The 22672-nt window shown below is 53.9% G+C and carries 23 protein-coding genes and 1 pseudogene; 8 read left to right on the top strand and 16 right to left on the bottom strand.

What is annotated here, in order from left to right:
* Window positions 1–120: 120 nt before the first annotated feature.
* Genes INT20_RS12520 through INT20_RS12480 form a run of 9 tightly spaced genes read right to left on the bottom strand, consistent with a single transcriptional unit; the run spans window position 121 to window position 7419 of the window.
* Window positions 121–1167: a peptidoglycan DD-metalloendopeptidase family protein gene (locus INT20_RS12520; RefSeq protein ID WP_172117500.1), complete on the bottom strand. Its 1047-nt coding sequence runs from the start codon at window positions 1165–1167 to the stop codon at window positions 121–123.
* A gap of 17 nt (window positions 1168–1184) precedes the next feature.
* Window positions 1185–2144 carry a DUF368 domain-containing protein gene (locus tag INT20_RS12515; protein ID WP_172117499.1) on the bottom strand — a complete coding sequence of 320 codons (960 nt, stop codon included), beginning with the start codon at window positions 2142–2144 and terminating at the stop codon, window positions 1185–1187.
* Window positions 2141–2818 carry a protein-L-isoaspartate(D-aspartate) O-methyltransferase gene (locus tag INT20_RS12510; RefSeq protein ID WP_172117498.1) on the bottom strand — a complete coding sequence of 226 codons (678 nt, stop codon included), beginning with the start codon at window positions 2816–2818 and terminating at the stop codon, window positions 2141–2143. Before INT20_RS12510 ends, INT20_RS12515 begins: the two co-directional genes overlap by 4 nt.
* On the bottom strand, window positions 2805–3551 hold the full coding sequence (gene surE / locus INT20_RS12505) for a 5'/3'-nucleotidase SurE (RefSeq protein ID WP_193054465.1): 747 nt from the start codon (window positions 3549–3551) through the stop codon (window positions 2805–2807). The genes INT20_RS12510 and surE overlap by 14 nt, the downstream gene beginning before the upstream one ends.
* Window positions 3552–3586: 35 nt before the next feature.
* A complete protein-coding gene (truD, locus tag INT20_RS12500; protein ID WP_193054464.1) occupies window positions 3587–4627 on the bottom strand; it encodes a tRNA pseudouridine(13) synthase TruD in 1041 nt (346 codons plus the stop codon).
* Window positions 4620–5108, bottom strand: coding sequence for a 2-C-methyl-D-erythritol 2,4-cyclodiphosphate synthase (ispF, locus tag INT20_RS12495; protein ID WP_193054463.1), 489 nt, complete (start codon window positions 5106–5108; stop codon window positions 4620–4622). Before ispF ends, truD begins: the two co-directional genes overlap by 8 nt.
* A complete protein-coding gene (gene ispD, locus INT20_RS12490) occupies window positions 5108–5815 on the bottom strand; it encodes a 2-C-methyl-D-erythritol 4-phosphate cytidylyltransferase (RefSeq protein ID WP_193054462.1) in 708 nt (235 codons plus the stop codon). The genes ispF and ispD overlap by 1 nt, the downstream gene beginning before the upstream one ends.
* A 34-nt stretch (window positions 5816–5849) precedes the next feature.
* A complete protein-coding gene (ftsB, locus tag INT20_RS12485) occupies window positions 5850–6203 on the bottom strand; it encodes a cell division protein FtsB (RefSeq protein WP_193054461.1) in 354 nt (117 codons plus the stop codon).
* A gap of 52 nt (window positions 6204–6255) precedes the next feature.
* Window positions 6256–7419, bottom strand: a complete 1164-nt coding sequence (locus INT20_RS12480) for a GNAT family N-acetyltransferase (RefSeq protein WP_193054460.1) — start codon at window positions 7417–7419, stop codon at window positions 6256–6258.
* Window positions 7420–7612: 193 nt separating this feature from the next.
* On the opposite strand from INT20_RS12480, the gene INT20_RS12475 reads away from it, so the two are divergent.
* The 3 genes and pseudogenes from INT20_RS12475 to INT20_RS12465 all read left to right on the top strand — a co-directional run bounded on the left by INT20_RS12475 (window position 7613) and on the right by INT20_RS12465 (window position 10219).
* On the top strand, window positions 7613–8968 hold the full coding sequence (locus INT20_RS12475; RefSeq protein ID WP_193054459.1) for an aldehyde dehydrogenase family protein: 1356 nt from the start codon (window positions 7613–7615) through the stop codon (window positions 8966–8968).
* A gap of 175 nt (window positions 8969–9143) precedes the next feature.
* Window positions 9144–9326, top strand: a pseudogene (locus INT20_RS12470) (EAL domain-containing protein); the annotation flags it as partial.
* A 41-nt stretch (window positions 9327–9367) separates the two neighbouring features.
* Window positions 9368–10219, top strand: a complete 852-nt coding sequence (locus tag INT20_RS12465) for a MurR/RpiR family transcriptional regulator (RefSeq protein ID WP_193054458.1) — start codon at window positions 9368–9370, stop codon at window positions 10217–10219.
* 26 nt (window positions 10220–10245) lie between these two features.
* Here INT20_RS12465 and INT20_RS12460 read toward each other — a convergent pair whose 3' ends face one another.
* Together INT20_RS12460 and INT20_RS12455 are read right to left on the bottom strand one after the other, a co-directional pair.
* Entirely contained in the window at window positions 10246–10599 is a 354-nt protein-coding gene (locus tag INT20_RS12460) for a RidA family protein (protein WP_193054457.1), read from the bottom strand.
* A gap of 70 nt (window positions 10600–10669) precedes the next feature.
* Entirely contained in the window at window positions 10670–11152 is a 483-nt protein-coding gene (locus tag INT20_RS12455; RefSeq protein ID WP_193054456.1) for an Lrp/AsnC family transcriptional regulator, read from the bottom strand.
* 234 nt (window positions 11153–11386) lie between these two features.
* On the opposite strand from INT20_RS12455, the gene INT20_RS12450 reads away from it, so the two are divergent.
* From INT20_RS12450 to INT20_RS12435, 4 genes are all read left to right on the top strand, one after another.
* Complete coding sequence (locus INT20_RS12450) at window positions 11387–13081, top strand: 2-isopropylmalate synthase (RefSeq protein WP_193054455.1); 1695 nt, start codon at window positions 11387–11389, stop codon at window positions 13079–13081.
* Window positions 13082–13208: 127 nt separating this feature from the next.
* Window positions 13209–13595: a fluoride efflux transporter CrcB gene (gene crcB, locus INT20_RS12445; RefSeq protein WP_193054454.1), complete on the top strand. Its 387-nt coding sequence runs from the start codon at window positions 13209–13211 to the stop codon at window positions 13593–13595.
* Complete coding sequence (crcB, locus tag INT20_RS12440) at window positions 13592–13981, top strand: fluoride efflux transporter CrcB (protein ID WP_193054453.1); 390 nt, start codon at window positions 13592–13594, stop codon at window positions 13979–13981. The genes crcB (INT20_RS12445) and crcB (INT20_RS12440) overlap by 4 nt, the downstream gene beginning before the upstream one ends.
* Window positions 13982–14012: 31 nt before the next feature.
* Entirely contained in the window at window positions 14013–14981 is a 969-nt protein-coding gene (locus tag INT20_RS12435; protein ID WP_172117484.1) for an arsenic resistance protein, read from the top strand.
* Here INT20_RS12435 and cfa read toward each other — a convergent pair.
* The 3 genes from cfa to INT20_RS12420 all read right to left on the bottom strand — a co-directional run bounded on the left by cfa (window position 14978) and on the right by INT20_RS12420 (window position 18676).
* Window positions 14978–16138 carry a cyclopropane fatty acyl phospholipid synthase gene (gene cfa, locus INT20_RS12430; RefSeq protein ID WP_193054452.1) on the bottom strand — a complete coding sequence of 387 codons (1161 nt, stop codon included), beginning with the start codon at window positions 16136–16138 and terminating at the stop codon, window positions 14978–14980. The genes INT20_RS12435 and cfa overlap by 4 nt on opposite strands.
* A 167-nt stretch (window positions 16139–16305) precedes the next feature.
* Window positions 16306–17163 carry a universal stress protein gene (locus INT20_RS12425; protein WP_172117482.1) on the bottom strand — a complete coding sequence of 286 codons (858 nt, stop codon included), beginning with the start codon at window positions 17161–17163 and terminating at the stop codon, window positions 16306–16308.
* Between the two features lie 22 nt (window positions 17164–17185).
* Window positions 17186–18676, bottom strand: coding sequence for a SulP family inorganic anion transporter (locus INT20_RS12420; protein WP_193057001.1), 1491 nt, complete (start codon window positions 18674–18676; stop codon window positions 17186–17188).
* A gap of 523 nt (window positions 18677–19199) precedes the next feature.
* Between INT20_RS12420 and INT20_RS12415 the strand changes: the two genes are divergently transcribed.
* On the top strand, window positions 19200–20213 hold the full coding sequence (locus INT20_RS12415; protein ID WP_193057000.1) for an isocitrate dehydrogenase: 1014 nt from the start codon (window positions 19200–19202) through the stop codon (window positions 20211–20213).
* Between the two features lie 266 nt (window positions 20214–20479).
* Here the strand turns inward: INT20_RS12415 and INT20_RS12410 are convergent, their stop codons facing one another.
* A complete protein-coding gene (locus tag INT20_RS12410) occupies window positions 20480–21130 on the bottom strand; it encodes a peroxiredoxin (RefSeq protein WP_193056999.1) in 651 nt (216 codons plus the stop codon).
* 164 nt (window positions 21131–21294) lie between these two features.
* A complete protein-coding gene (locus INT20_RS12405; RefSeq protein ID WP_193056998.1) occupies window positions 21295–22326 on the bottom strand; it encodes a CNNM domain-containing protein in 1032 nt (343 codons plus the stop codon).
* Between the last annotated feature and the right edge of the window lie 346 nt (window positions 22327–22672).

Below are 22672 nucleotides of genomic sequence, written 5' to 3'. Positions count from 1 at the left end.
ATTTAAAGGTAACCACGCTTACGTGTGCGTTACTGGTGTTATTATTTTTATGTGGGCCAGCTCGTAAGGGGCTGGCTCAACAAAACCTTGCCGCTACTCGCTTATCGGGTACTCCACTGATTAGCGTGCAGGTAAAAACTCCATAGGATCCTGAGGCTGACCATCACGGCGCACCTCAAAGTGCAGCCTAACGCTTTCTGCATCACTGTTTCCCATGGTGGCGATCACTTCGCCTGCTTCAACCACGTCATTTTCACTAACGTTTAAGCTGTCGTTATGCGCATAGGCACTTAGGAACTGATCGTTGTGTTTAAGAAGAATAAGATTACCGTACCCACGTACACCACTACCCGCATAAACGACAATACCAGGGCCTGCGGCTTTGACAGGTTGCCCCTTTTGTCCGGCGATATCAATCCCGGCGGTAATCGAATCACCTTCGCCGAAGTTGCCCGTGACTTGCCCATCTGTCGGCCATTGCCAGTTGATCGTCTCTGCGGGCGTGAACGTACGCGATGAGCGGTCCGAACGTTCCACTGGAGCAGCCGCAGGTGTTTCGGATTGAGCAACCACCTGCTCCTCAGGCTCCGATGCTGGGACCGCTTCTGGCTCAGGCCTTGGCTCGGTAGCAGCCACCTCGGGTTGAGAGGGAGATTCTTGCGGCGCACTGTTAGTTGACGCTACCTGCTGAGCACTTTCAACGGCTTGTTGTTCAGGGCGCTCAGCGTTTAAACGCTGAGCGCGTTCAATCGCCGACTCATCAGGCAGTAGCCAATCAAGTTCCTGGTCGTTACTGGCTACTGCTGTCGCCTGCGGGTTGAGCCCGGTTGCGACAACGCCGCGCGATTCACTCGGCGTGTTTTGCGCCTGATTTGCGGGCTGGGAATTATTGCCAGCCCCTGCGCCTTCACGCAATGCAATCATCTGTCCGGGGTGAATTTGGTAGGGCGCATCAATATTGTTGATAGTAGCTAGCTGGCGGTAATCCAGATTATGCTGCCAAGCGATGCCATACAGGGTATCGCCTGGTTTGACGGTATATTGAGGCGAGTTTTCCACCACGCGACTCGCTTCACTCAAGTCACGTACTTGCGGGGTATTGTGCTGCTGATTGGCACACCCGCTAATTGCCAACACCAAGGCTGACATCATGAAGACTTTACGCATGCAAACCCTACTCCTTTTCAGCGCTGAGCCGTATTAGTTGAATCTAACGTGGTCGACTTCCCTGCCCGACGGTTCAATAGCATGACCAGCAATATACCAACGACCATCAGCAGCACCACGCCGATAATCTGCGCGGAAGCGCCGGTCAACGCGGCATAATCACTGGGCAGCAAATAACGGTACTCCAAGGGTATCATTTGCCCGCTTGGACCAACCTGATAACGCAACAGCTCGCGCCATGGCCACAGAACCGGCAACGAGCCAATAATAAACCCTAAAAGCAATTGCATCGTAAAGCCATGATGACGTCTTAACAGCCAGGATAATAGCCGCGAAAACAGCGCAAGGCCTATCACACATCCCATACCAAACAGCATAATAATAGTGATGTCGAAACTGCGAATAGCCCCCATTATCGTGCCGTAGAGCCCCATCGTGAGCAACAAAAAACTGCCCGACACGCCTGGCAACAACATGGCGCTAATCGCAATACACCCCGCCACCATCACAATCGTGGCTTCATTACCGAGCAATAGCACCAAGGGCATTAAGCTCGGCAGCATTCTGGCTAACAGTAAACCGGCCAACAGCGGAAATAAATACCAAAATTTCCAGCGGTCTCCCGCTTGAGCGACCACCATTCCAGAGGCGGCAACCAGCCCGAAAAAGAAGCCATCAAGCAGCAGAGGGTGCGCTTCCATCAGCCATAGCGCCAAGTGCGCCACGCTGACCAGGCTGATGCCGACACCGGCCAGCAAAGGGATCAAAAAGGCCAGGTTCAAGTGCTTAACGAGGGCACGCCACCCATCACGCTGCCAAACCACCAGCGCGCCAGGACCAAACTGCTTAATGGTATTGATCAGCTCTTCATAAATGCCGGTAACAAAGGCAATCGTGCCCCCGGAAACTCCGGGTATGGCATCTGCGGCCCCCATTCCGGCACCTTTAAAAAAAATCCCCAAGGATTTACGCTTCAATCCACTACTCCTTGCAATAAAGGTACAAAACGCACGGGCTCAAGCCGCCGCTTCTCAAACGCATTCCCACTGCGCTTTATCTGGGTAAGCCATTGGCTGCCATCAGGCGCTTCCAACGGCGCAATCAACACCCCATCGCGACTTAGCTGCTCGAGCAATATTTCAGGCAGTGTCTGCGCACAAGCCGTCAATAAAATAACATCGAACGGTGCCGCCGTTGACCAGCCCTCGCCGCCATCGGCAACGGTTAGCGTTACCTCTGCGCCCAAGCGCCAAAGGCGATCACTCGCTCGCTCATGCAAGGCGTAAATACGCTCAATGGAGTAAAGCTCTTTCACTAAGCGCGACAAAATCAGCGTTTGATACCCAGAGCCGGTGCCCACTTCCAACACACGGCGTGGCTCGGCTTTCACAACCAGTTCTGTCATCCGCGCCACGGTAAGCGGCTGTGATAACGTCTGCCCAAAGCCGATAGGCAGCGCTGTATCTTCATAGGCACGATGCGCCAAAGCCTCGTCAACAAACAGATGCCTGGGCTCGCCAGCCATCACATCAAGCACATCCGGGTGTCGAATGCCCTGTTCGATCAACCGATCAATCATGCGATCCCGGGTACGCTGAGAGGTCATTCCCCGCCCGCGCCGCTCAATGGGCGAAATATCAGGCAAAGGCATCCAACCAGTCCTGTACGTCACGGCACGCAGGGTGGCGCGTCAAGTCGGTTTGCAGCGGCGTAATCGATACATACCCTGCCTCGATCGCTGCAAAATCGGTATCTTCACCGTCATCCGCATTGGCAGCAACCGGCGCAATCCAGTAGCGCGTCCGCCCACGAGGATCTTTGATCGCAAGCGGTTTTTCAGCCGGGCCACGATATCCAAGCCGGGTTACCTTAACGCCTTTGATGGCTTCCCACGGCACATCTGGAACGTTAACGTTGAGCAGCGTTCTGGGCGGCAAGGAGAGTTGATCGGCGGCACCAATCAGGCTGGATGCCACTTTCGCCGCGGTGTCAAAGTAACGATCACCGCATAGCGACATGGCAATCGCGATCATGCCCAGGTTGCGTCCTTCCATGGCCGCGGCCACCGTGCCTGAATAGAGCACGTCATCGCCTAAATTGCCACCGTGGTTAATCCCTGAAATAACCAGATCAGGCCGCTCATCCCACACGCCATTTACGCCCAAGTAAACGCAGTCAGCGGGCGTACCATCCACGCTATAGAAACCATTTTCCAGCGCGGTTAATGAGAGCGGGCGCGATAATGTCAGCGAGTTACTTGCCCCGCTACGGTCACGGTCCGGGGCAACGACACGCAGCTTGGCATGAGCCTCCAGCGCATCATGTAGCGCTTTCAGCCCTGGGGCGTAAACACCGTCGTCGTTAGAGAGCAGCAGTCGCCGCATTGATGCCTCCTTGTTGATCAGCGTAATCTGGCGGCTTACGCCATATCCGGGTGATAAATGAGCTCACCGATAACGGCGGTAGCAAAACTGCCTCGGGGTAGCGCAAACGAGAGTAGCACGGCATCAGATTCCCAAGTGAGCTGGGGCGCCGTTAATCGCATACGCAGTGCTCTATGGGAGCGTTTCACACCGCTGGCTTCCAAACCTTTACACAGCTCAGGATGCTGACGGGCCAGCTGCGCCTCGTAGCGCCCTGCGTCATCAACGGCGTTTTCACCAATGCCCCAAAGCGCCGCGGTTGGATGCACGTCCAACTCAGCGGCACGCGTTATCAACGACTCGTCCACCGCGTCGACGCCGAATACGCTTTGGGTGCCGTCAAGCATCACGGTATCGCCTGGGATAGGCTGATGCCAGTTGCCGTCCGCCAAGCGAGCGCTTAGCAGCTCATTAAATAGAAAGCTTCGCGCAGTAGAGAGCAGCATTCCTTGACGGTCGTCACGTTTGCGCCACCCTCGTGCAAGTAGTGCCTCGGCACGCTGTAAATTACGCGCGTCAGGGCCGAACCGCTGAGGGCCAAAATAGTTGGGCACCCCGAGCTGGCAAAGCGCCTGCCAGCGATGAACGAAATCATCCGCTGTGATCGCGTCGCCACTCAATCGTAACGTAAACGCGTTGGTGCGATGAACGCCACGTTTTAGTTTGCGTGGATGACGCACGCTTTCAAGCACCATGATGCCCAATCCACCCAGTGCTGATATCAGGTCAGCAGGCGCGTCACGCCCTGGCAAGTGAATGCTTAACCATTGGCGCGTCACGGCTATTCGGTCCTTCATACCTGAATAGCCAATATCTCGCGGGGTCACACCGCATAATCGGCTGACACTCTTCACCACATCCAGCGTGGTCTGATTGCGTTTTTCAATCCGCAGCCAAAGATGCTCACCATGCGATTCGGGCGTGAAGTCCAGCTGCTCGTCAACCAAAAAATCCTCAGGTTGGGCCCGATAATGCCCCGGCTTGGGCGGCCCAAACGCAGCATCCAAAGAGCGTGCCCACTGAGGCAGCTTACTCATTCAACGCCTCAGGCCGGCCGAGTAAAACCACCGTTTCAGCAGCAATGCCTTCACCGCGCCCGGTAAACCCTAGCCGTTCCGTCGTGGTGGCCTTAACGTTTACCTGGCCCAAGGAGACATTCAAGGTGTCAGCAATGGTTTGACGCATTGTCGCAATATGCGGCGCCATTTTGGGCGCTTGAGCCATCAGGGTCGCGTCCAGGTTTACAACTTCATAACCTTCCGCCCGAACCAGGCTCACCACATGGCGCAGCAGCATACGGCTATCAGCGCCTTTCCATTCGGGGTCGGTATCGGGAAAGTGATGACCAATATCACCGAGCGCGCAGGCGCCTAACAGCGCATCGCTGACCGCATGAAGCAGCACATCGCCATCGGAGTGTGCGACAAAGCCCTGTGAAAAAGGCAACTTAACGCCACCAATCATTAAGTGGTCGCCGGGGCCGAACCGATGAACATCAAAGCCATGACCAATTCGCATTAAGCCTCCTGAGTAAACGTATCTGATTGTGCTGACAAAATGGCGGCGGCGAGGGCAAGGTCATCCGGATGCGTCACTTTTAAATTATCGCGCCGCCCGCTAACCAGTTGTGGCTGCCTACCCAGCGCCTCGACCGCTGACGCCTCATCGGTCACCATGCGTTTTTGATGCCGGGCACTCTCAAGTGCCTGGCGCAATAGCCCGTAATGAAACCCCTGGGGTGTCAGCGCATGCCAAAGCCCTTCCCGGGGTTCTGTACAGGTACTTTGCTGTTCGGCATTGGCCCGTTTCATGGTATCTGCCACCGGCATCGCTAATAGCGCCCCGCCGGTGTGATGAGTCACCGCCTGATACAGGGCATGCAGGTCGTCCGTGGTAATACACGGGCGAGCCACATCGTGCACCATTACAATATCGTCATCCTGTGCGGGTATGGCATGTAGCGCATTGAGTACGCTATCCATGCGTTCGATGCCGCCCGTTACGCGCTGCCAGGCCGCAAAAGGAACCCATTCAGCCTGAAACCACTGATCATCGCTGTCCAGGCAGAGCACTAACGACGCCTTGGGAAACGCCTCGTAAAGTCGCGCCAGAGTGTGCACCAGTATCGGGTGTTCACCTAACGTCAGGTACTGTTTGGGTTTATCGGCTCCCATGCGACGTCCTTGCCCGGCGGCAGGCACGATCAGCCAAAGCGTTTTTTTCACAGCCGCTTACCTGACATATTCACTGTTCGTTTACTCACTGTGCCGATTGCTCACGGTCTAGTCGTGGCTGGACCACCAGGCCTGCGTTAATACCTATCAACTCAGTAGTTATGGCAACACCCGGTACCCAGAAAAATTGTTCATCGCTACGCACCATGCCCATATCACTTCGGGCCCGCTCTTCAATAGCGTCCAGCCCGGTTTTAAGATCGGTGACCTCGGCCGCTAAGCGTGCGTTTCGCTCGCGCATGGGCAAGTTGGCCTCTTCCTGTGCAGTAACGCGCTGCTCGACTATTTGCAGGTCACGCCAGCCGCCATTACCTAACCAAAGCGTGTACTGGAGCAAACCCAGTACGACAAGTAACGCTACCACAACCCATTTGTGCATCACCGATCTCCCAAGGCAGTAACGGCGCGCATTATGCCACTATGCAGAACCATCAGCGAGCCGCAGGCACTTTAAAAGGCAGCGCTTGAAAAGCCGCCTCACGATACGCGCTCACTTGGGCGCCCTCCGCCTGGCAAAATTGGGCAACACCCGCCGCCAAGCCAGGATGGCTCATATAGTGCAGCGAACGAACACGTTGAGGGGCGAAACCGCGTATTAACTTATGTTCCCCCTGGGTGCCTGGGTCAAAGCGCGTCAGCCCATTCTGCAAGCAGTACTCAATGCCTTGGTAATAGCAGGCTTCAAAATGCAGACAATCGGCCTCCACTTCACTCCCCCAGTAGCGGCCATACAGCGTGTGCTCACCACGAAAATAGAGCGCCGACGCAACCGGTTGACCATTCAACTGCGCCTGCACCAGCATCAATGTTTCGGGCATGGTCTGGCGTAACCGTTCAAAAAAGGCATGATTTAAATAGGGCGAACGACCGCGCTCCAGATACGTCATTGAATAACAGCGATAGAAGTGCGTCATTGTTGCCTGGGTGATCTCCTGGCCCTCCAGGCGCACCACATTTAGCCCCTGTTCAGCCACCAAGCGCCGTTCACGCTTGATCATTTTGCGCCGCTTGGATGTCAGGCTTGCCAGGAAACCATCAAAGTCGCCAAAACCTGCGTCCTGCCACTGGAATTGAAGCCCTTCACGGACCGTTAATTGGGGAAACTGCGCCTGCCAGGCCGTCACGTCATGCTCATCGGCAAACAATAAATGCCAGCTGGAGAGCGCCTCCTGGTGACAAAGCGTTTGCCAGGCTGACGCTAACAGAGCACGGATAGCCTCAGCATTTAGATGGCTAGCAAGTAGCGTGCGCACCCCCGGAACGGGAGTAAACGGGATAGCGCTGAGCGCTTTAGGATAATAGGTGCCACCGGCTCTCTCGAACGCTTCCGCCCACCCCCAATCAAACACATACTCACCGTAAGAGTGATGTTTACGGTACATGGGCAGTGCGCCTACTAATTGGCCTGCTCGCCAAACGCAGGCATGGCAGGGCTCCCATCCTGTCTCACGACTCACCGAGCCACTCGCCTCCAGCGCATGCAAAAATGCATGGCGCAGAAAAGGCTGATCGTGGCCAACCAAGGCATCCCACTGGTTTGCCTCAATATTTTCCATGGCGGATAGAGTAGAGAGTTCTAACGAGCACGCAGACATGATATCTCCCAAGAGCAAAGCGTTGGCGCCCTGTTATCCCGTCTTACTTTATCATTAACGCAGCGTTACCCTTACTATCGACTTAACTATCGTCTTAACTACCGTCTTAGCCTTACGACACGAGCATTAACGTAGCGCTTTCAAGCCACTATTGCGCCCCAAGACATCCAGGTACGGAAGATAAGGAGCGGTTATGCAGCACGATTTAACAGGTATCTTTAATGCCCAACGACACGCTGTTGATCAAACGCCTTTTCCAACGCTAAGTATTCGTCGCGCACGATTGGCACGTTTAGCGCAAATGACCAAGCGCCACCAGTATGAGATTGTGCGGGCTATTCAAACGGACTTTGGCCAGCGTAGCGACACAGAAATCCACTTGGCGGAAATTAGTGCCGTGCTACAGGCCATAAGCTATGCGCGCCGTCACCTCTGGCGCTGGATGCGCCCCTGGCGCGTCGGTGTGCCTTGGCGCCTGTTACCGGCACAAGCACGCATAGCCCCGCAGCCATTGGGCATCGTTGGGGTTATTTCCCCCTGGAATTACCCGTGGAGTCTTGCGCTACTCCCCGTTATTGACGCCTTTGCCGCCGGTAATGTTGTCATGCTAAAGCCCAGTGAGCTAACGCCTCACACCAGCACCTTGCTCGCTCGCTTGGCTTGCCAATATTTTACCCAGGATGAACTCGTCGTCATTCAAGGAGATGCATCGACCGCTCAGGCATTTAGCAAGCTGCCCTTTGATCACCTGGTGTTTACCGGTTCGACCAGCATTGGACGTCACGTGGCTAGTGCTGCGGCAGCCAACCTTACGCCAGTGACCCTGGAGCTAGGCGGTAAATCCCCCGCGCTGGTGGCAGGTGATGCCGATATAGATAAAGCGGCCACGGCCATTATATTCGGCAAGGGACTTAACGGTGGACAAACGTGTTTGGCACCCGATTACGTTCTTGTAGAAAGCCGTCATCTTGAGTCCCTGGTTAGCGCACTAAGCCGTGCTATTGTCCAGCAGCGCCCTGATAGCAGAGAGGCAACCAGCCCGATCAATGATGCCCATCGCGCACGCGTAGAGGGCCTGCTGACAGAAGCCCGTAACCACGGCTGCCGAGTCATTGATCACGGCAACCATGCCCCTGCGCTGGTTATCGACCCCACCCAAACACTTTCTGTGATGCACGAAGAGGTTTTTGGCCGCGCGCTCCCCGTTATCGGTGTTAAAAATATGGAGGCGGCGATTGGGTTTGTGAATGCACGTCCGCACGCTTTAGTGGTATATGCGTTTACTAATGATAAAACGCTTCAAACGCGGTTACTGCAACAGACTCGTTCCGGTGCGCTTGTCTTTAATGAAACACTGCTCCATCACGCGGTCCCCACCTTACCGTTTGGCGGCATCGGTGAAAGTGGCATGGGGGCTTATCATGGGCGCCACGGTTTTGAGCGCTTTAGCCATTTACGTGGTGTGTTTTATCAAACGAAACACGCTACCAGCAGAATTTTGCAGCCGCCCTACCGGCGCTGGCTTATGAAACTGCTTCGTTTACGTTAAAGCTTATTCATTAGGGCTATTGGCGTTCCATTGCAGAGATATTGGCAGGATAAGAGCAACCCCGCAGAGTAGAGGCTCCGGCACTGATTGCCGAGTTACCTTCTGGCGCGGCGCTAGTGGCTGATAAAGGCTATAACAGTGGTGCTATGCAGCCCCTAATAAAAACGCCGTTGATCGCCAACTTGCCGTTATGATTACCCAATTAGCCTACGCGGTGGGTTGTGATATTGTGGCAGAAGGGATTGGAACCGCCGAACAAGCCGCCTATTTACACTCTATCGGTTGCGAAGCAGCGCAAGGGGACTATTATGCTCGACCACTGCCAGCCAATGTGTTTGTTGCCTGGTATAAAGATTAGACATCACAACTTCCGCCCCACACTGCTTTGGAGCCTGCTTAATGGCGCATGACTTGCTTGACCGCTTACGCGAACGCTTAGAAGAATTAAACCGCTCCGAGCGTAAAGTTGCTAACGTGATCCTGGACGATCCGACAGCCGCTACCAGCTTAAGCATCGCAAGCCTGGCCCAGGCCGCCAGTGTCAGCGAGCCGACCGTTAACCGATTTTGCCGCAATTTTGGCGCCAAGGGATATCCCGACTTTAAAATCAAGCTCGCGCAAAGCCTGGCGGGTGGGACACCCTACGTGACCCGCGCCGTTGAGCCCGGCGATACGGCGGCCCAATACACGCAGAAAATTTTTGGCGCCACCATTGCCGCGCTGGATGAAGCCCAGCGTGATATTGATATGGCGGCCATTGAACGAATGGTCGACTACCTAACCCAGGCAAAGCAGATTCACTTTTTTGGGTTAGGCGCATCAGGTGCCGTCGCTCAGGATGCTCAGCATAAGTTTTTTCGGTTCAATCTACCGGTCATGGCCTACGCCGATGTATTGATGCAGCGCATGGTGGCAGCGTCCTGCCATACGGGCGATGTGGTGGTGATTATTTCCTACACCGGACGCACCCGTGAGCTGGTAGATATCGCCCGTGTAGCGCGCGAATCTGGCGCCGTTGTGCTGGGTATTACAGCCCCCGCGTCACCGCTTGCCAACGAGTGCAGCGCCACGCTTAACGTGGCAACCCCTGAAGACACCGACCACTACATGCCCATGACGTCAAGGGTGATTCAGCTTACCTTGATTGACGCCCTGGCCACCGGCGTCACACTACGGCGTGGCGAAGACTTCTTACCGCACTTGAAAAAAATCAAGGACAGCCTGCGCGACACCCGCTTTCCGCTGGACTAGCTCAACCAGCTAGAAAGGCTTTCGTTCTATACGGCGGTGGTCACGGTTATTTCTACTTTTAACTCGTCGGCAGGCATCGGGGCACATACGCAGGTGCGCGCTGGCGCGTAGCCTTCGGGCACCCAGGCATCCCACACCTCATTCATGGCGACGACATCGCTGCCGTCCTTGAGATAAATCGTGGCGCTTAATAGCTGCTCACGGCTTGAGCCGATCTCTTTTAACAGCGCATCGACACGCGCCAGCATGCTTTCTGTCTGCGCCTTAATATCGCCATGACGCGCCTCAGGCCCGGCGACCTGGCCACACAAATAAGCAACCCCTTGGTGGATAACGGCGCGACTCATGCGGGCCTTGGTATCGTGACGTTCGATCGTCATAGAGCACTCTCCTAAAAATGGGAAAAAAACAGTGTAAACGGCGACTCAGTGACTGACTACGCTTTCCTGTTCAGCGCTGTGTGGGTACCGGCCGATGTTCAAAAACCCGGCGTAACACAAAGCTGGTATGCGCCCCTGTGACGCCTTCAATACGGTTAATAACGTGCAGCAGTAAATGCTGATAATCATCCATATCCTGGACTAAAATCTTTAGCTGAAAGTCGGCAGCCTGCCCGGTAATGATCAGACATTCGATCACGTTGGGAATTTTTCGGATGTGGCGTTCAAAGTTCTCAAACCGCTCGGGGGTATGCTGGTCCATGGCAATATGCAGCAGTACCATCAGTTGGTAGCCCAACTGGCGAGCATCTACCTCGGCGCGATACTGCATAATCAAGCCGTGCTCTTCCAGCGCACGCACCCGGCGTAAACAGGGCGATGCAGAAAGGCCAATTCGATCAGCCAATTCCTGGTTACTGATCCGCCCTTCTTGTTGCAGAATCGTCAAAATTTGGCGGTCAAAACGGTCAAGCGTCAATGGCGTCACCGACATAAACAGCAGCCTCTGCTAAGAAATTATAAATTATTAAAACATACTGCCAATTAATGCCATTTTTATTCATTTTTAGCAACAACCTAGCGCTATAAACCCGTTACACTATTCACACTGCCAAAAGCAGTTAACGGTTGTGTGCCATACTCTGCATCATGAGTCTGCACCGATGAACAAAGGCCTACCCACAAGCGGCCAGTTTTCCAAGTCATTAACCCCCTTAGGAATCTCATCATGTCTGCTTTCGATCATCGTAAATATCGCCCAGCACCGCGCGTTCCTGCGTTTAACCGTCAATGGCCTGACCGTGACCTTGATCGTGCGCCGATCTGGGTAAGTGAAGACCTACGTGATGGTAACCAGGCGCTGCTAGAGCCGATGACCGTTGAGCAGAAAAAGCGCTTCTGGCACCAGATCGTCAAGGTGGGCATTAAAGAAGTCATGGTGGGGTTCCCTTCCGCCAGCCAACCCGACTTTGATTTTGTGCGCTGGTTAATTGAAGAAGATCAGATTCCTGAGGATGTCACTATCGCGGTGCTGGTGCAGTGTCGCGAGCACTTGATTGAAAAAACCTTTGAAGCTTTAGTGGGTGCCAAGCGCGCTATTATCCACCTGTATAACTCGACCTCGACCATTCAGCGCGAGCGCGTGTTTGAGATGGACCGCGACGGTATTACCGATATTGCCGTTCAGGGCGCTACCTGGGTTAAACAGTATGCCGAGCGCTATCCAGACGTTGCCTGGCGTTTTCAGTATTCACCGGAGAGCTTCTCCAGCACCGAAATCGACTTCTCGCTGGCGATTTGTGAAGCGGTGATGGACGTTTGGCAGCCAACACCTGAGAACAAGTGCATCCTCAACCTGCCAACGACCGTCGAAGTGGCTGGCCCTCACCACCATGCCGACCAGATCGAATACTTCTGCCAGCACATCAGTCGTCGCGATAGCGTGATTATCTCGGTGCATACCCACAACGACCGAGGCGGTGCAGTAGCCTCAGCCGAACTTGCCTTGCTTGCCGGTGCCGACCGTGTGGAAGGCACGCTGCTGGGTAATGGCGAGCGTACCGGCAACATGGACATCATCACACTGGCCATGAACCTCTACAGCCAAGGGATTGATCCTAACCTTGATCTTTCCAACCCGGATGAAATCATTCAGGTCGTTCACGAGTGCACCGGCATTACCATGCACCCACGCCACCCTTGGGTAGGTGAAATGGTGTATACCGCCTTCTCTGGTAGCCATCAGGATGCGATTCGTAAATCCCTCAAGCACCAGAAGCCCGACGAACCGTGGCAAGTGGCTTACCTGCCGATTGATCCCCACGACATTGGCCGCGACTACCAGGCCGTGATTCGAGTCAACAGCCAGTCCGGCAAGGGCGGCATGGCCTTTTTGCTTGAGCGCGACTACGGCATCAACCTGCCACGCTGGATGATGCTGGCCTTGGCCCCCTATGTACAAAAAGAGAGCGAAGAGCGCGCCAGCGAACTCTCAAGCGAGATGATCCGCCAAGTGATGTTCGATAACTTCACCCAGGAAACGCCACTGTCGCTAGCGGACTATCAGCTTTCCAAGGGCCAGCACGAAGGGCTTGAAGTGACCTTGTGGCAAGGTAGCGAAACCCTGCGCCTGTCTGGTTCCGGCAACGGTGCCATGTCGGCCTTTACCGCTGCCTGGCAGAAGCACTCCGGTGTTAACGTGACGATTATCGACTACAGTGAGCACTCGTTGGGCGGTGGTAGCGAAGCCAACGCCATTGCCTTTGTACAGTTGAGCATTGATGGCCAGCGCATTTGCGCCGTTGCCGAAGATAGCGACACGGTGAGCGCTTCTTTGAAAGCCCTGATCTCGGGCATCAACCGCGTCGCCACTACACACGCGGAGGCAGCGCCAAGCCATCAGGGCAGCGTCCTGCCAGCCTAACGATCTATAAGTAATACACTAATGCCTTGCGCGGCTACCCACGCAAGGCATTTTTCTGCGCCTTGAAAACGCATGTTAGAATTGGCCGCTTATCGAAGACCCCCTTTTGTTAGTCAGTGGAGAAAACATGGGTCCAGGCATCGCAAGCGTACTGCTTATCGCGCTGGGCGGCGCACTCGGGGGAATGGCCAGGTTTGCTCTTTCCAACCTGTTAGCGCGCTGGCTGGGCAAGGCGTTTCCCTGGGGCACGCTCGTTGTTAACGCGACCGGCGCGCTGGCCGCAGGCTGGCTATTGGGCCGCCAAGGCCTGCCTGACACACCAACGGCGTTCTGGCTGTTTAGCGTAACTGGCCTACTCGGCGGCTATACCACGGTCTCATCGTTTAGCCTGCAAACTCTTGAACTTTGGCAAGGCGGTCAATCGGGCCGTGCGGCACTCAACATGGGCGGCACACTGGTGCTGGGCATTGGTATGGCAGCGTTGGGCTGGGTGCTGGCAGGGTGCCGCGTATGAGGACTTGGAAATGCTACCTTGCCGTCGGGGTTGGTAGCGGCCTGGGCAGCGCACTGCGCTACGCCGTATCGCTTGTCTCCCAAGCGGCCTTGGGTAGCTATTTCCCGTGGGGCACGCTGATCGTCAACGTACTGGGGTCGGGTTTGATCGGCTGGATAGCCGCCACCGCGCTACGTGCACCCCATAGCAAACTGACCTACTGGCACCCGCTGCTCGTGGCAGGTTTTTGCGGCGGCTTTACGACCTTTTCACTGTTTAGCCTGGAAACGCTGCATTTCCTTAACCATGGCCAAGGCTGGTGGGGGCTTTCGTACGTGCTGGTGAGCCTGCCGCTATGGCTATTGGCCGCCATGGCAGGCGAGCGCTTGGCACTTCGCCGCCAATAAATACTCAAGAAAAATCACTCAGGGAAAACCAATGCGCGAGCAGATGGAAAAACACCAGTGCTGGATTTACCTGGTCTGCATTGGCCTAGGGCTGGCCTTGGGCGTTGTGTCACCGGCGCTGGCCGATGTGCTGGAGCAGTTACTGTGGCCGCTGTTAGGCCTTTTGATGTACACCACCTTTAGCCAGATTCCTTTGCTTAGCGTGGCGCGCGGCCTTACCGACGGCCGCTTTATGACGGCGCTGCTAGTGGGCAACTTTATCGCCATTCCGGCCTTTCTGGGGCTGGTGGTCGCTTGGCTGCCGCTCTCACCTGCGGTATTGGCCGGCGTCTTGCTGGTACTGCTGGTGCCCTGCACCGACTGGTTTATCAGTTTTACTCACTTGGGCAAGGGAGATGCGCCCCGCGCTGTCGCGGCCGCTCCGCTGCTGCTACTGGTGCAGATGGTCGCTCTACCTATTTATCTCTGGCTCTTTCTGGGATCGGAGTGGTTTCATCTGGCACTCTCCACCTCACTAATCGTTGCCTTTGCGGGCCTTATCCTGTTTCCCTTGGCGCTTGCCGGGCTAACGGAATTTGCTGCTACTCGGCATAGGCGCACCAAGCGCGCCATCTATCACCTGGGCATACTGCCCGTGCCACTGCTTGCCTTTGTGGTCTTTATTATTGCAGCGTCACAGGTCAACCATCTGGGCGGGCTGTATCATGTGATGACTCAGGTCATGTTGATCTTCATGGTTTTTTTAGTGTTTGCGGGCTGGCTGGGTCGTGCGCTGGGCAGGCTGTTCCGTTTGCCAACCGCCAGTGCCCGCACGCTGGCTTTTAGCTTTGGCACACGCAACTCGTTTGTCATGCTGCCCATCGCCTTGGCTCTGCCTGGCGCATGGCAACCCGCAGTCGTAGTGATTATTTTTCAGTCACTGGTAGAGCTTTTTGGAATGATCTTCTATCTACGCTGGGTACCCGGTAAATTGCTGCCTGACCGTGAGCGAGGCAGCTAGCTAACCCGCGCGTATCCTCCCGCTACACCCTGTTTGCTGAACACCAGTTGCCACAGCTGAATCTCACGTGCTCTAAAGGCTCCCGCACAACTCAACAGGTAGTAGCGCCACATACGATAAAACGTTGGATTAAACTGACCTTTAAACTGGGGCCAATTGGCTTCGCTATTGTGATACCAGGCCATCAGCGTTTTATCGTAGTCAGCTCCAAAGTTATGTATATCTTCCACCACAAAAAGCGTTTCAGCCGCATCGGTAATATGGCTTAAGGTAGGCAACTCACCATTCGGAAAAATGTATTTATCGATCCAGGGATCGGACATCGTCGTACCAAGGTTTTTGCCAATCGTATGAAGCAAGAAAAGACCTTCATCCTTTAGGCAGCGACTGACCACTTCCATATAGGCGCGATAGTTTTTATGGCCCACATGTTCGAACATACCAATACTAACAATACGATCAAATCTTTCAGTTTCATCGCGGTAATCCTGTAAACGGAACTCTACCGGCAAGCCTTTTTTGATCAATCGTTTACCAAAATCCGCCTGCTCTTTGGAGATGGTCAGGCCGACACACTCAACGCCATAATGCTCGGCCGCATAAGCCATAAAGCTCCCCCACCCACAGCCGATATCAAGTACGCGCATACCCGGTGCTAACTGCAGCTTTCGGCAAATTAAGTCCAGTTTCGCCTCTTGTGCTTCATCTAGTGTGCACGCGTCTTTCCAATAACCGCAGGTATACGTCATACGCTGGTCAAGCATGGCCGCATAAAATTCATTGCCAAGATCGTAGTGCTTCTCGCCCACTTCCCAAGCCCGCTTAACGCTTTGTCGGTTTAACAACCGAGTACGCAACGCGTGATAAATCAATTGCGTGGGCTTAATACGTTGATGCAATTGCGCGCGCAGCAAGCGGGTAAAAAATACGTCCAACCGATCGCAGTCCCAGTCCCCCTGCATATAGCTTTCACCTAAGCCCAGATTGCCACGCGCTAGTGCATTTTCGATCACACCAGGCGCTTTAAGCTGCATATCCCAAGGGCGATCGCCGTTGAACTGTATATCAGCCTGGGCCATTAGGCTGGCTGCAAAGCGATGAGAGGAAGAGGTGGGATTAAACGGCTGTGATGTTCGTTCAAGCGTGGGTAGATTCACGTCAGGCTCCTTATGCTACTCAAGAGATGAATAGTTCAAGACACTCTTAAATAAACATAGAAGCTCATTTCAGCATTTGCAGATTTTAATTTTTCCCTTTTTCATTGTTAAAAAGTCGCTCTACTAACCCGTAGCAAAGCGACTTACCGTAGGAACACAAAAGAGACTTAGCGCAAAATAAGAACGGGGATACGGCTGCTACGCAGCATCGCTGTCGTCGTGCTGCCAACCAACAAGTGGCGGATGCGCGAGTGCCCATAAGCGCCCATGACCAAGAGGTCTATCGCGTGCTCTTGTTCGTAGGTTTGCAGCACATCATCTACATTGCCGTTGCGGATAGCGCCTTCTGCCTTGTGGCCTGCTTCACGTAGGGTGCCTAGCGCCCAACCAAGCTCCAGGCGATTCTCTGCATTGTCCGTATCCACCAGTAGTACATGGCACTCGCTGCCTGAAAACAGTGGCGAACGGGCCAGCATTTCCACGCCTTTGCGGGCCGTTTTGCTGCCATCATACGCAATCAATACTTTTTCAGGCTGCTTGAACGTGGCGGGCACCATCAAAATAGGGCGATGCATTTCACGCACCACCCGCTCAAGGTTGGAGCCAAGATGCTCGCTGGCTTGATGAGCCGTCTCGCCGCGCTTACCCATCACCAGCAGGCGCATTTCATTTTCAAGCCCGACCAGTGTTTCCACCAAAGTACCGTTCAGTTGGCGAGTAACGGCGTTGCTAACGCCCTCTTCAACGGCGCGCGCTTGGGCTGCTTCCAGCATCAACCTGCCCTGTTCGCGGTTGACCTTGGCACGCTTCTCATCAAGGCCCATCAACTCCTCCAGCAAGCGCTCGCGGGCGCCAAAAAACAGCTGGCCCGAAAGATCCGGCTCGCCTGGCACTTCTGAATGGTTATCGGCCACATGCACAAAGGTTAGCGGCGCGCCCAGCGCAAGGCTTGCCCAAGAAGCGTAATCGCAAACGCCTTGCGAAAACCGGGAACCATCAATTGCGGCAACTACATGTTCCGGCATGCTGCTCTCCTTTATTAGATGCTTAGTGGCCATCCATCAGTTTTTCGACCGCCTTTTGATCGTTGTGCATCGCGTAGCGGTCAACCACCGTGGCGCTGGCTTCGCTCATCCCAACCAACACGACGTCAGTGCCTTCACGGCGGAACTTGATAACGACCCGATCAAGTGCCTGTACAGCGGTAACATCCCAGAAGTGCGCGTTGGATACATTGATCGTTACCTTGTCCAGGCTCTCCTTGAAATCAAACGCCGCCATAAAGCGCTCGGAAGAGGCGAAGAAGACCTGCCCAACGACCTGATACTCACGCTCCCGGCCCGCCTCTATCTCAGTAGAGCCGATGTACATGATATTGCCAACTTTATTGGCAAAAAACAGCGCCGCCAGCAGCACGCCAACAAAGACCCCGATCGCCAGGTTATGGGTACTTACGGTCACAGCGACCGTCGCCAACATGACAATATTGGTACTGAGAGGATGCTTTTTAATATCCCGAATCGACGCCCAGCTAAAGGTGCCTATCGACACCATGATCATGACAGCTACCAGCGCGGCCATGGGGATTTGTGAGACCCAGTCGGCGAGAAACACGACCAACAGCAGCAGTACAACGCCCGCAATCAATGTGGATAGCCGCGTACGGCCACCGGATTTAATATTGATCACCGACTGACCAATCATGGCACAACCTGCCATACCACCCAGCAACCCGGCACCAATATTGGCAACACCCTGGCCTTTGCACTCGCGGTTTTTATCACTCGAGGTGTCAGTTAGATCGTCCACAATGGTCGCTGTCATCATCGATTCCAGCAGACCCACCACACACAGCATCAAGGCGTAAGGCAGAATAATCATCAAGGTTTCAAGGTTAAGCGGGACATTCGGCCACAGGAAAATCGGCAGCGTATCGGGAAGTTCGCCCATATCACCCACCGTGCGAATATCCATACCGCTCACCATATACACAATGGTTAACACCACGATGCACACCAGTGGCGAGGGTAGCGTTTTACCGATCACCGGCAGATAAGGGAATAAATAGATAATGCCTAAACCGGCCAGGGTCATGACATACACATGCCAAGTGACATTGGTTAGCTCAGGTAACTGGGCCATAAAGATCAAAATGGCCAACGCATTCACAAAGCCAGTAACGACCGAGCGCGACACAAAGCGCATTAGCTCAGCGAGTTTTAAATACCCGGCAATAATCTGAAACACCCCGGTTAGAAGTGTTGCCGCCAGCAAGTACTCAAGGCCATGCTCGCGCACCAGCGTGACCATCAATAGCGCCATGGCGCCAGTGGCCGCAGAGATCATCCCCGGCCGCCCACCGGTAAAGGCGATAATCACCGCAATACAGAACGAGGCATAAAGACCTACTTTCGGGTCGACGCCTGCGATAATCGAGAACGCGATCGCTTCGGGAATCAGCGCCAGCGCGACGACCAGGCCCGAAAGAGTGTCGCCTTTAATATTGGAAAACCACTCATGCTTGCTGAAAAGTGCCATTCAGGGAGTCCATCGTTATTGATTAAACAAGACGCGCTAACTCCGCCCCACAGGGCCAGATGTCACGTCATTCAAAACCAGATTGTATGAGTCAGGCTGCAGGATGAAGACGCCAGGAGCGTCAGTAGCCAAATAACGGCAATAGAATGCCGTAACGCCGTGGAAGCGCTTTCGCGCCATGGCGTTTTCGAAAGAGGGAATACCTAGGGTGGAGTCATCAACCCAGTGGTAAGTACTACAGATGTTGCCAATGAACGTTTCACTGCGCAGATGCCTTGCCGAGATATTTTACGAAGTTACCCTGCCACTGAAGGTTAAGCGGCAGAACCGGCGCAGAGTTTACCAGCAACCTACCTCTTCTGCACCCCGGCGCACTTGAGGTCTGGCTGTATACTTAAATAGTCAGCGCAGGATGCGCTTCGGCGTCACCATCGCTACCATGGGCATCAAGCGCATAAGGCGCCATCATTGAACCTGGTCAACATTTCGACCAACGCGTTCCCATCTTCCAGAGGAGTAGCACATGAGCCATTCAATTGCGGTGATTAAAGGCGATGGCATTGGGCCTGAAATTATGGATGCCACCCTGCGCGTGCTCGATGCGCTGGAGTGCGGCTTTGAATACGAGTTTGTGGATGCAGGCCTGTCAGCGCTGGAAAATCATGGAACGTTGATCCCCCAGGCATCGCTTGATGCTATAGAGAAACACGGCATTGCATTGAAAGGCCCGCTGACCACGCCCATTGGCAAGGGCTTCTCCTCCATTAACGTACAGCTACGCCGTCACTTTGACCTTTATGCCAACGTACGCCCGGCAATCAGTTTTCCTGGCACTCGCTCGCGCTTTGAAGACATCGACATGATCACCGTACGCGAAAATACCGAAGGTGCGTATTTGTCTGACGGCCAGGAGATGATCGACGACGGTAACACCGGCATTTCGGTGATCAAGGTAACCCGTAAAGGCTCCGAGCGTATTGTGCGTTATGCGTTTGAGCTGGCCAAAAGCAGTGGCCGGAAAAAGGTCACTGCAGTGCATAAAGCCAATATTATCAAGACCAGCTCAGGGCTGTTTTTGGATGTAGCGCGTGAGATCGCAAGCGAATATCCCGACATTGAGTTTCAAGAGATGATTGTCGATAACGCCTGTATGCAGTTAGTGATGAACCCGCATCAGTTTGATGTGGTGGTTACCACGAACCTGTTTGGCGATATTCTCTCAGACCTGTGTGCAGGCCTGGTGGGCGGGCTGGGCTTGGCACCTGGCGCTAATATTGGTGAAAGAGCGGCGATTTTTGAAGCGGTACACGGCTCAGCCCCTGACATTGCGGGTAAAAAGCTCGCCAATCCCTGCGCTCTATTGTTGGCTGCCGCACAGCTGCTTGATCACCTGGGCATGGCAGACAAAGGCGAAACTATCCGTCACGGCATTCACTCGGTGTTAGAGACCCGCCGTGACATGGTCACACCCGATATGGGCGGCACGGGCAACACCGATACCTTTGCGCAAGCGCTGGTTGAGTACATCCACGCCTAACTATTCAGCTTGAATACGTTTCTTTAATAGCTATCTGCGCCCTTTCATCAAGGGCGCTTTTGGTTACGAGCCCTGCTTGCTCACTGCTAGCAAACCATCGCGGAAGCTCAGCGGCTAACCAAAGTCTTAAACTAACAGACCAAGCGTATCAACGACGCTTAAACAACGTGTGTTAGCAACATCGTAATGGGTTATCAGGCGCCATCAAAAAAGCCCCAAGGCGTTAATAACCCTGGGGCTTTAGTAAGAACGCTATGACTGCGCGCTTATTTTAGCGATGTTTTACGCAGGTAAGGCAGCACCGCGTCAAACTCACCAAATTTTTGCTTGGCATCGTCATCTGAAACGCTTGGCGGAATAATAACATCCTGGCCAACTGTCCAATCAGCGGGCGTTGCCACACCGTGCTTAACGGTTGCCTGCAGGGCATCCAGAGCACGTAGAATTTCAGCGAAATTACGCCCTACCGTCATGGGATAGGTCATGGATAGCTTTAGCTGCTTATCCGGCCCAATGATAAACACCGAGCGTACCGTGGCGCTGTCGGCTGGCGTACGGCCATCCGGCAGATAGGCATCTTCGGGCAACATATCAAACAGTTTGGAAACCTTAAGGCCTTCATCGGCGATGATCGGAAAATCAACGTCGCTGCCGCTATACCGGGTGATATCGTCGGCCCAGCGTTTGTGATCCTCAACGCCATCAACCGACACACCAATCACCTTAGTGCCGCGCTTTCTCCACTCGGCGCTTAGCGTGGCTACAGCACCAAACTCCGTGGTGCAAACCGGCGTAAAGTCCTTGGGGTGTGAAAATAAAATAGCCCAGCTATCACCAATCCACTCGTGGAACTGGATAGGCCCTTGGCTAGTTTGTGCTTCAAAATCGGGAACGACCGCATTAATACGTAATGACATTGTGCCTCCTTCGCGGGTGATTACTGCTTTTAATACCTTAAACCACCTTTAAGCAATCCACTATAGAACATTTAGTGCTAAGAAAGCGAATATTCGCCCGTGCTATTGGCTGACGTTCAAAGGACAGCTCCCGTCACTTTTGAAGCCCCCTTCGCACGACTAGCCTAAGCGCTAGCATTGGGGTCTTTATGCTTTACACGTGTCAGCCAGCGCTGCTTGGCGTGATGCCTTAAATTAGCCACGCTGTCAGTCTCATCAATGATGTCCTGACCCAGGATGGTTTCAATAATATCTTCAAGCGTAATAAGGCCTACAAAGGTGCCATGCTCGTCATACACAACGCGCATATGCAGATGGTCCTTGAGCATTGAAGCAAAAACCTGCTCTACATTGTGCGCAATATCGACACTCCCAATGGGGTGCATAAGCTCGCGCATGGTTTTGGCGTCATCGGCGTGATATGTATCGGATTTATGCACATAGCCAAAGGCCATTTCACCGTTATCCATAACGGGAAAGCGCGTAAAGGATGTCTTACCGTACTGCTGATCAAATGTTTTGACGTCCATGTTAGGGGGCACTGTCACGCATACCGTTCTTGGCGTCATGGCCTGGCTTACGGCAATATCATGCAAGTTAAGCATATTGATGATGGTGCGCGACTCGTCGGCATCCAACACCTTTTCCTCAAGCCCTACGCGCGCCAGCACTTTGATCTCATCACGTAGATCAACATCATGCTCTGACGTGCCCAGCCGACGCGTAATCTGCTCCGACATCCAGATAAAGGGCAGTAACCCCACTATCATCGGCTTTAGTAAACGCGGCAAAAGTGGTGCCAGCCCGCGCCAATAAGTGGCGCCAATCGTCTTGGGAATAATTTCAGACAGCACCAGAATCAGCATTGTCATGACAGCAGACACAATGGCAATGGAGGCTTCGCCGAATACCACTGCCGCTTGCGCGCCCACTGCCGTTGCACCAACGGTATGCGCAATTGTATTAAGCGTCAGTATCGCCGCCAAGGGCCGGTCAATGCTGGTCTTAAGCTGATTAAGCGAGGCATGCAGCTTGGGTTTCTCTTCTTTTAGCCTGGCAATATAGCTGGGCGTAATAGAGAGTAAAGCCGCTTCAAGAATAGAACACAAAAAAGACAGTGCGATGGAAAGCGTGGCAATCGTGATGAGAAGGAACATGAGAACCTGAGGTGGTGAGTATAGGTGTTTATAGGAGCAATCTAGATATCTGTCAATAGACCTCTGTACGCCTTTTCAGGCATGGATAACGCTCCCTCTGGCTCAATTACCTCCTCTCTATAGCTGATACTTGTCATCTTCGTTACGCAGTTTTATATTGCAAAAAGTCAACTATAGCTAAAGCGCTCCTGCTCCTTCCTATTTGGCTACTTCTTTTTTAGCTGCTTCCTAATACTACTGTGTCATAAACATCGTGATCGACTACCCAACGCTATCATGATCGCCTGATTTAGCTCCCATCGCAGGGTGGCGATGGAGTTAACCACGTGGCGTTGTGCGCGTTTTA

Source organism: Halomonas citrativorans (assembly GCF_014898005.1).
Lineage (GTDB): Bacteria > Pseudomonadota > Gammaproteobacteria > Pseudomonadales > Halomonadaceae > Vreelandella > Vreelandella citrativorans.
This window is presented reverse-complemented; position numbering and strand designations above follow the sequence as displayed.

Coding starts and splice junctions, on each gene's coding strand:
- INT20_RS12520 (WP_172117500.1), bottom strand. CDS start 1,167: ATGCGTAAAGTCTTCATGATGTCAGCCTTGGTGTTGGCAATTAGCGGG.
- INT20_RS12510 (WP_172117498.1), bottom strand. CDS start 2,818: ATGCCTTTGCCTGATATTTCGCCCATTGAGCGGCGCGGGCGGGGAATG.
- surE (WP_193054465.1), bottom strand. CDS start 3,551: ATGCGGCGACTGCTGCTCTCTAACGACGACGGTGTTTACGCCCCAGGG.
- truD (WP_193054464.1), bottom strand. CDS start 4,627: ATGAGTAAGCTGCCTCAGTGGGCACGCTCTTTGGATGCTGCGTTTGGG.
- ispF (WP_193054463.1), bottom strand. CDS start 5,108: ATGCGAATTGGTCATGGCTTTGATGTTCATCGGTTCGGCCCCGGCGAC.
- ftsB (WP_193054461.1), bottom strand. CDS start 6,203: ATGCACAAATGGGTTGTGGTAGCGTTACTTGTCGTACTGGGTTTGCTC.
- INT20_RS12480 (WP_193054460.1), bottom strand. CDS start 7,419: ATGTCTGCGTGCTCGTTAGAACTCTCTACTCTATCCGCCATGGAAAAT.
- INT20_RS12475 (WP_193054459.1), top strand. CDS start 7,613: ATGCAGCACGATTTAACAGGTATCTTTAATGCCCAACGACACGCTGTT.
- INT20_RS12465 (WP_193054458.1), top strand. CDS start 9,368: ATGGCGCATGACTTGCTTGACCGCTTACGCGAACGCTTAGAAGAATTA.
- INT20_RS12460 (WP_193054457.1), bottom strand. CDS start 10,599: ATGACGATCGAACGTCACGATACCAAGGCCCGCATGAGTCGCGCCGTT.
- INT20_RS12455 (WP_193054456.1), bottom strand. CDS start 11,152: ATGTCGGTGACGCCATTGACGCTTGACCGTTTTGACCGCCAAATTTTG.
- INT20_RS12450 (WP_193054455.1), top strand. CDS start 11,387: ATGTCTGCTTTCGATCATCGTAAATATCGCCCAGCACCGCGCGTTCCT.
- crcB (WP_193054454.1), top strand. CDS start 13,209: ATGGGTCCAGGCATCGCAAGCGTACTGCTTATCGCGCTGGGCGGCGCA.
- crcB (WP_193054453.1), top strand. CDS start 13,592: ATGAGGACTTGGAAATGCTACCTTGCCGTCGGGGTTGGTAGCGGCCTG.
- INT20_RS12435 (WP_172117484.1), top strand. CDS start 14,013: ATGCGCGAGCAGATGGAAAAACACCAGTGCTGGATTTACCTGGTCTGC.
- INT20_RS12425 (WP_172117482.1), bottom strand. CDS start 17,163: ATGCCGGAACATGTAGTTGCCGCAATTGATGGTTCCCGGTTTTCGCAA.
- INT20_RS12420 (WP_193057001.1), bottom strand. CDS start 18,676: ATGGCACTTTTCAGCAAGCATGAGTGGTTTTCCAATATTAAAGGCGAC.
- INT20_RS12415 (WP_193057000.1), top strand. CDS start 19,200: ATGAGCCATTCAATTGCGGTGATTAAAGGCGATGGCATTGGGCCTGAA.
- INT20_RS12410 (WP_193056999.1), bottom strand. CDS start 21,130: ATGTCATTACGTATTAATGCGGTCGTTCCCGATTTTGAAGCACAAACT.
- INT20_RS12405 (WP_193056998.1), bottom strand. CDS start 22,326: ATGTTCCTTCTCATCACGATTGCCACGCTTTCCATCGCACTGTCTTTT.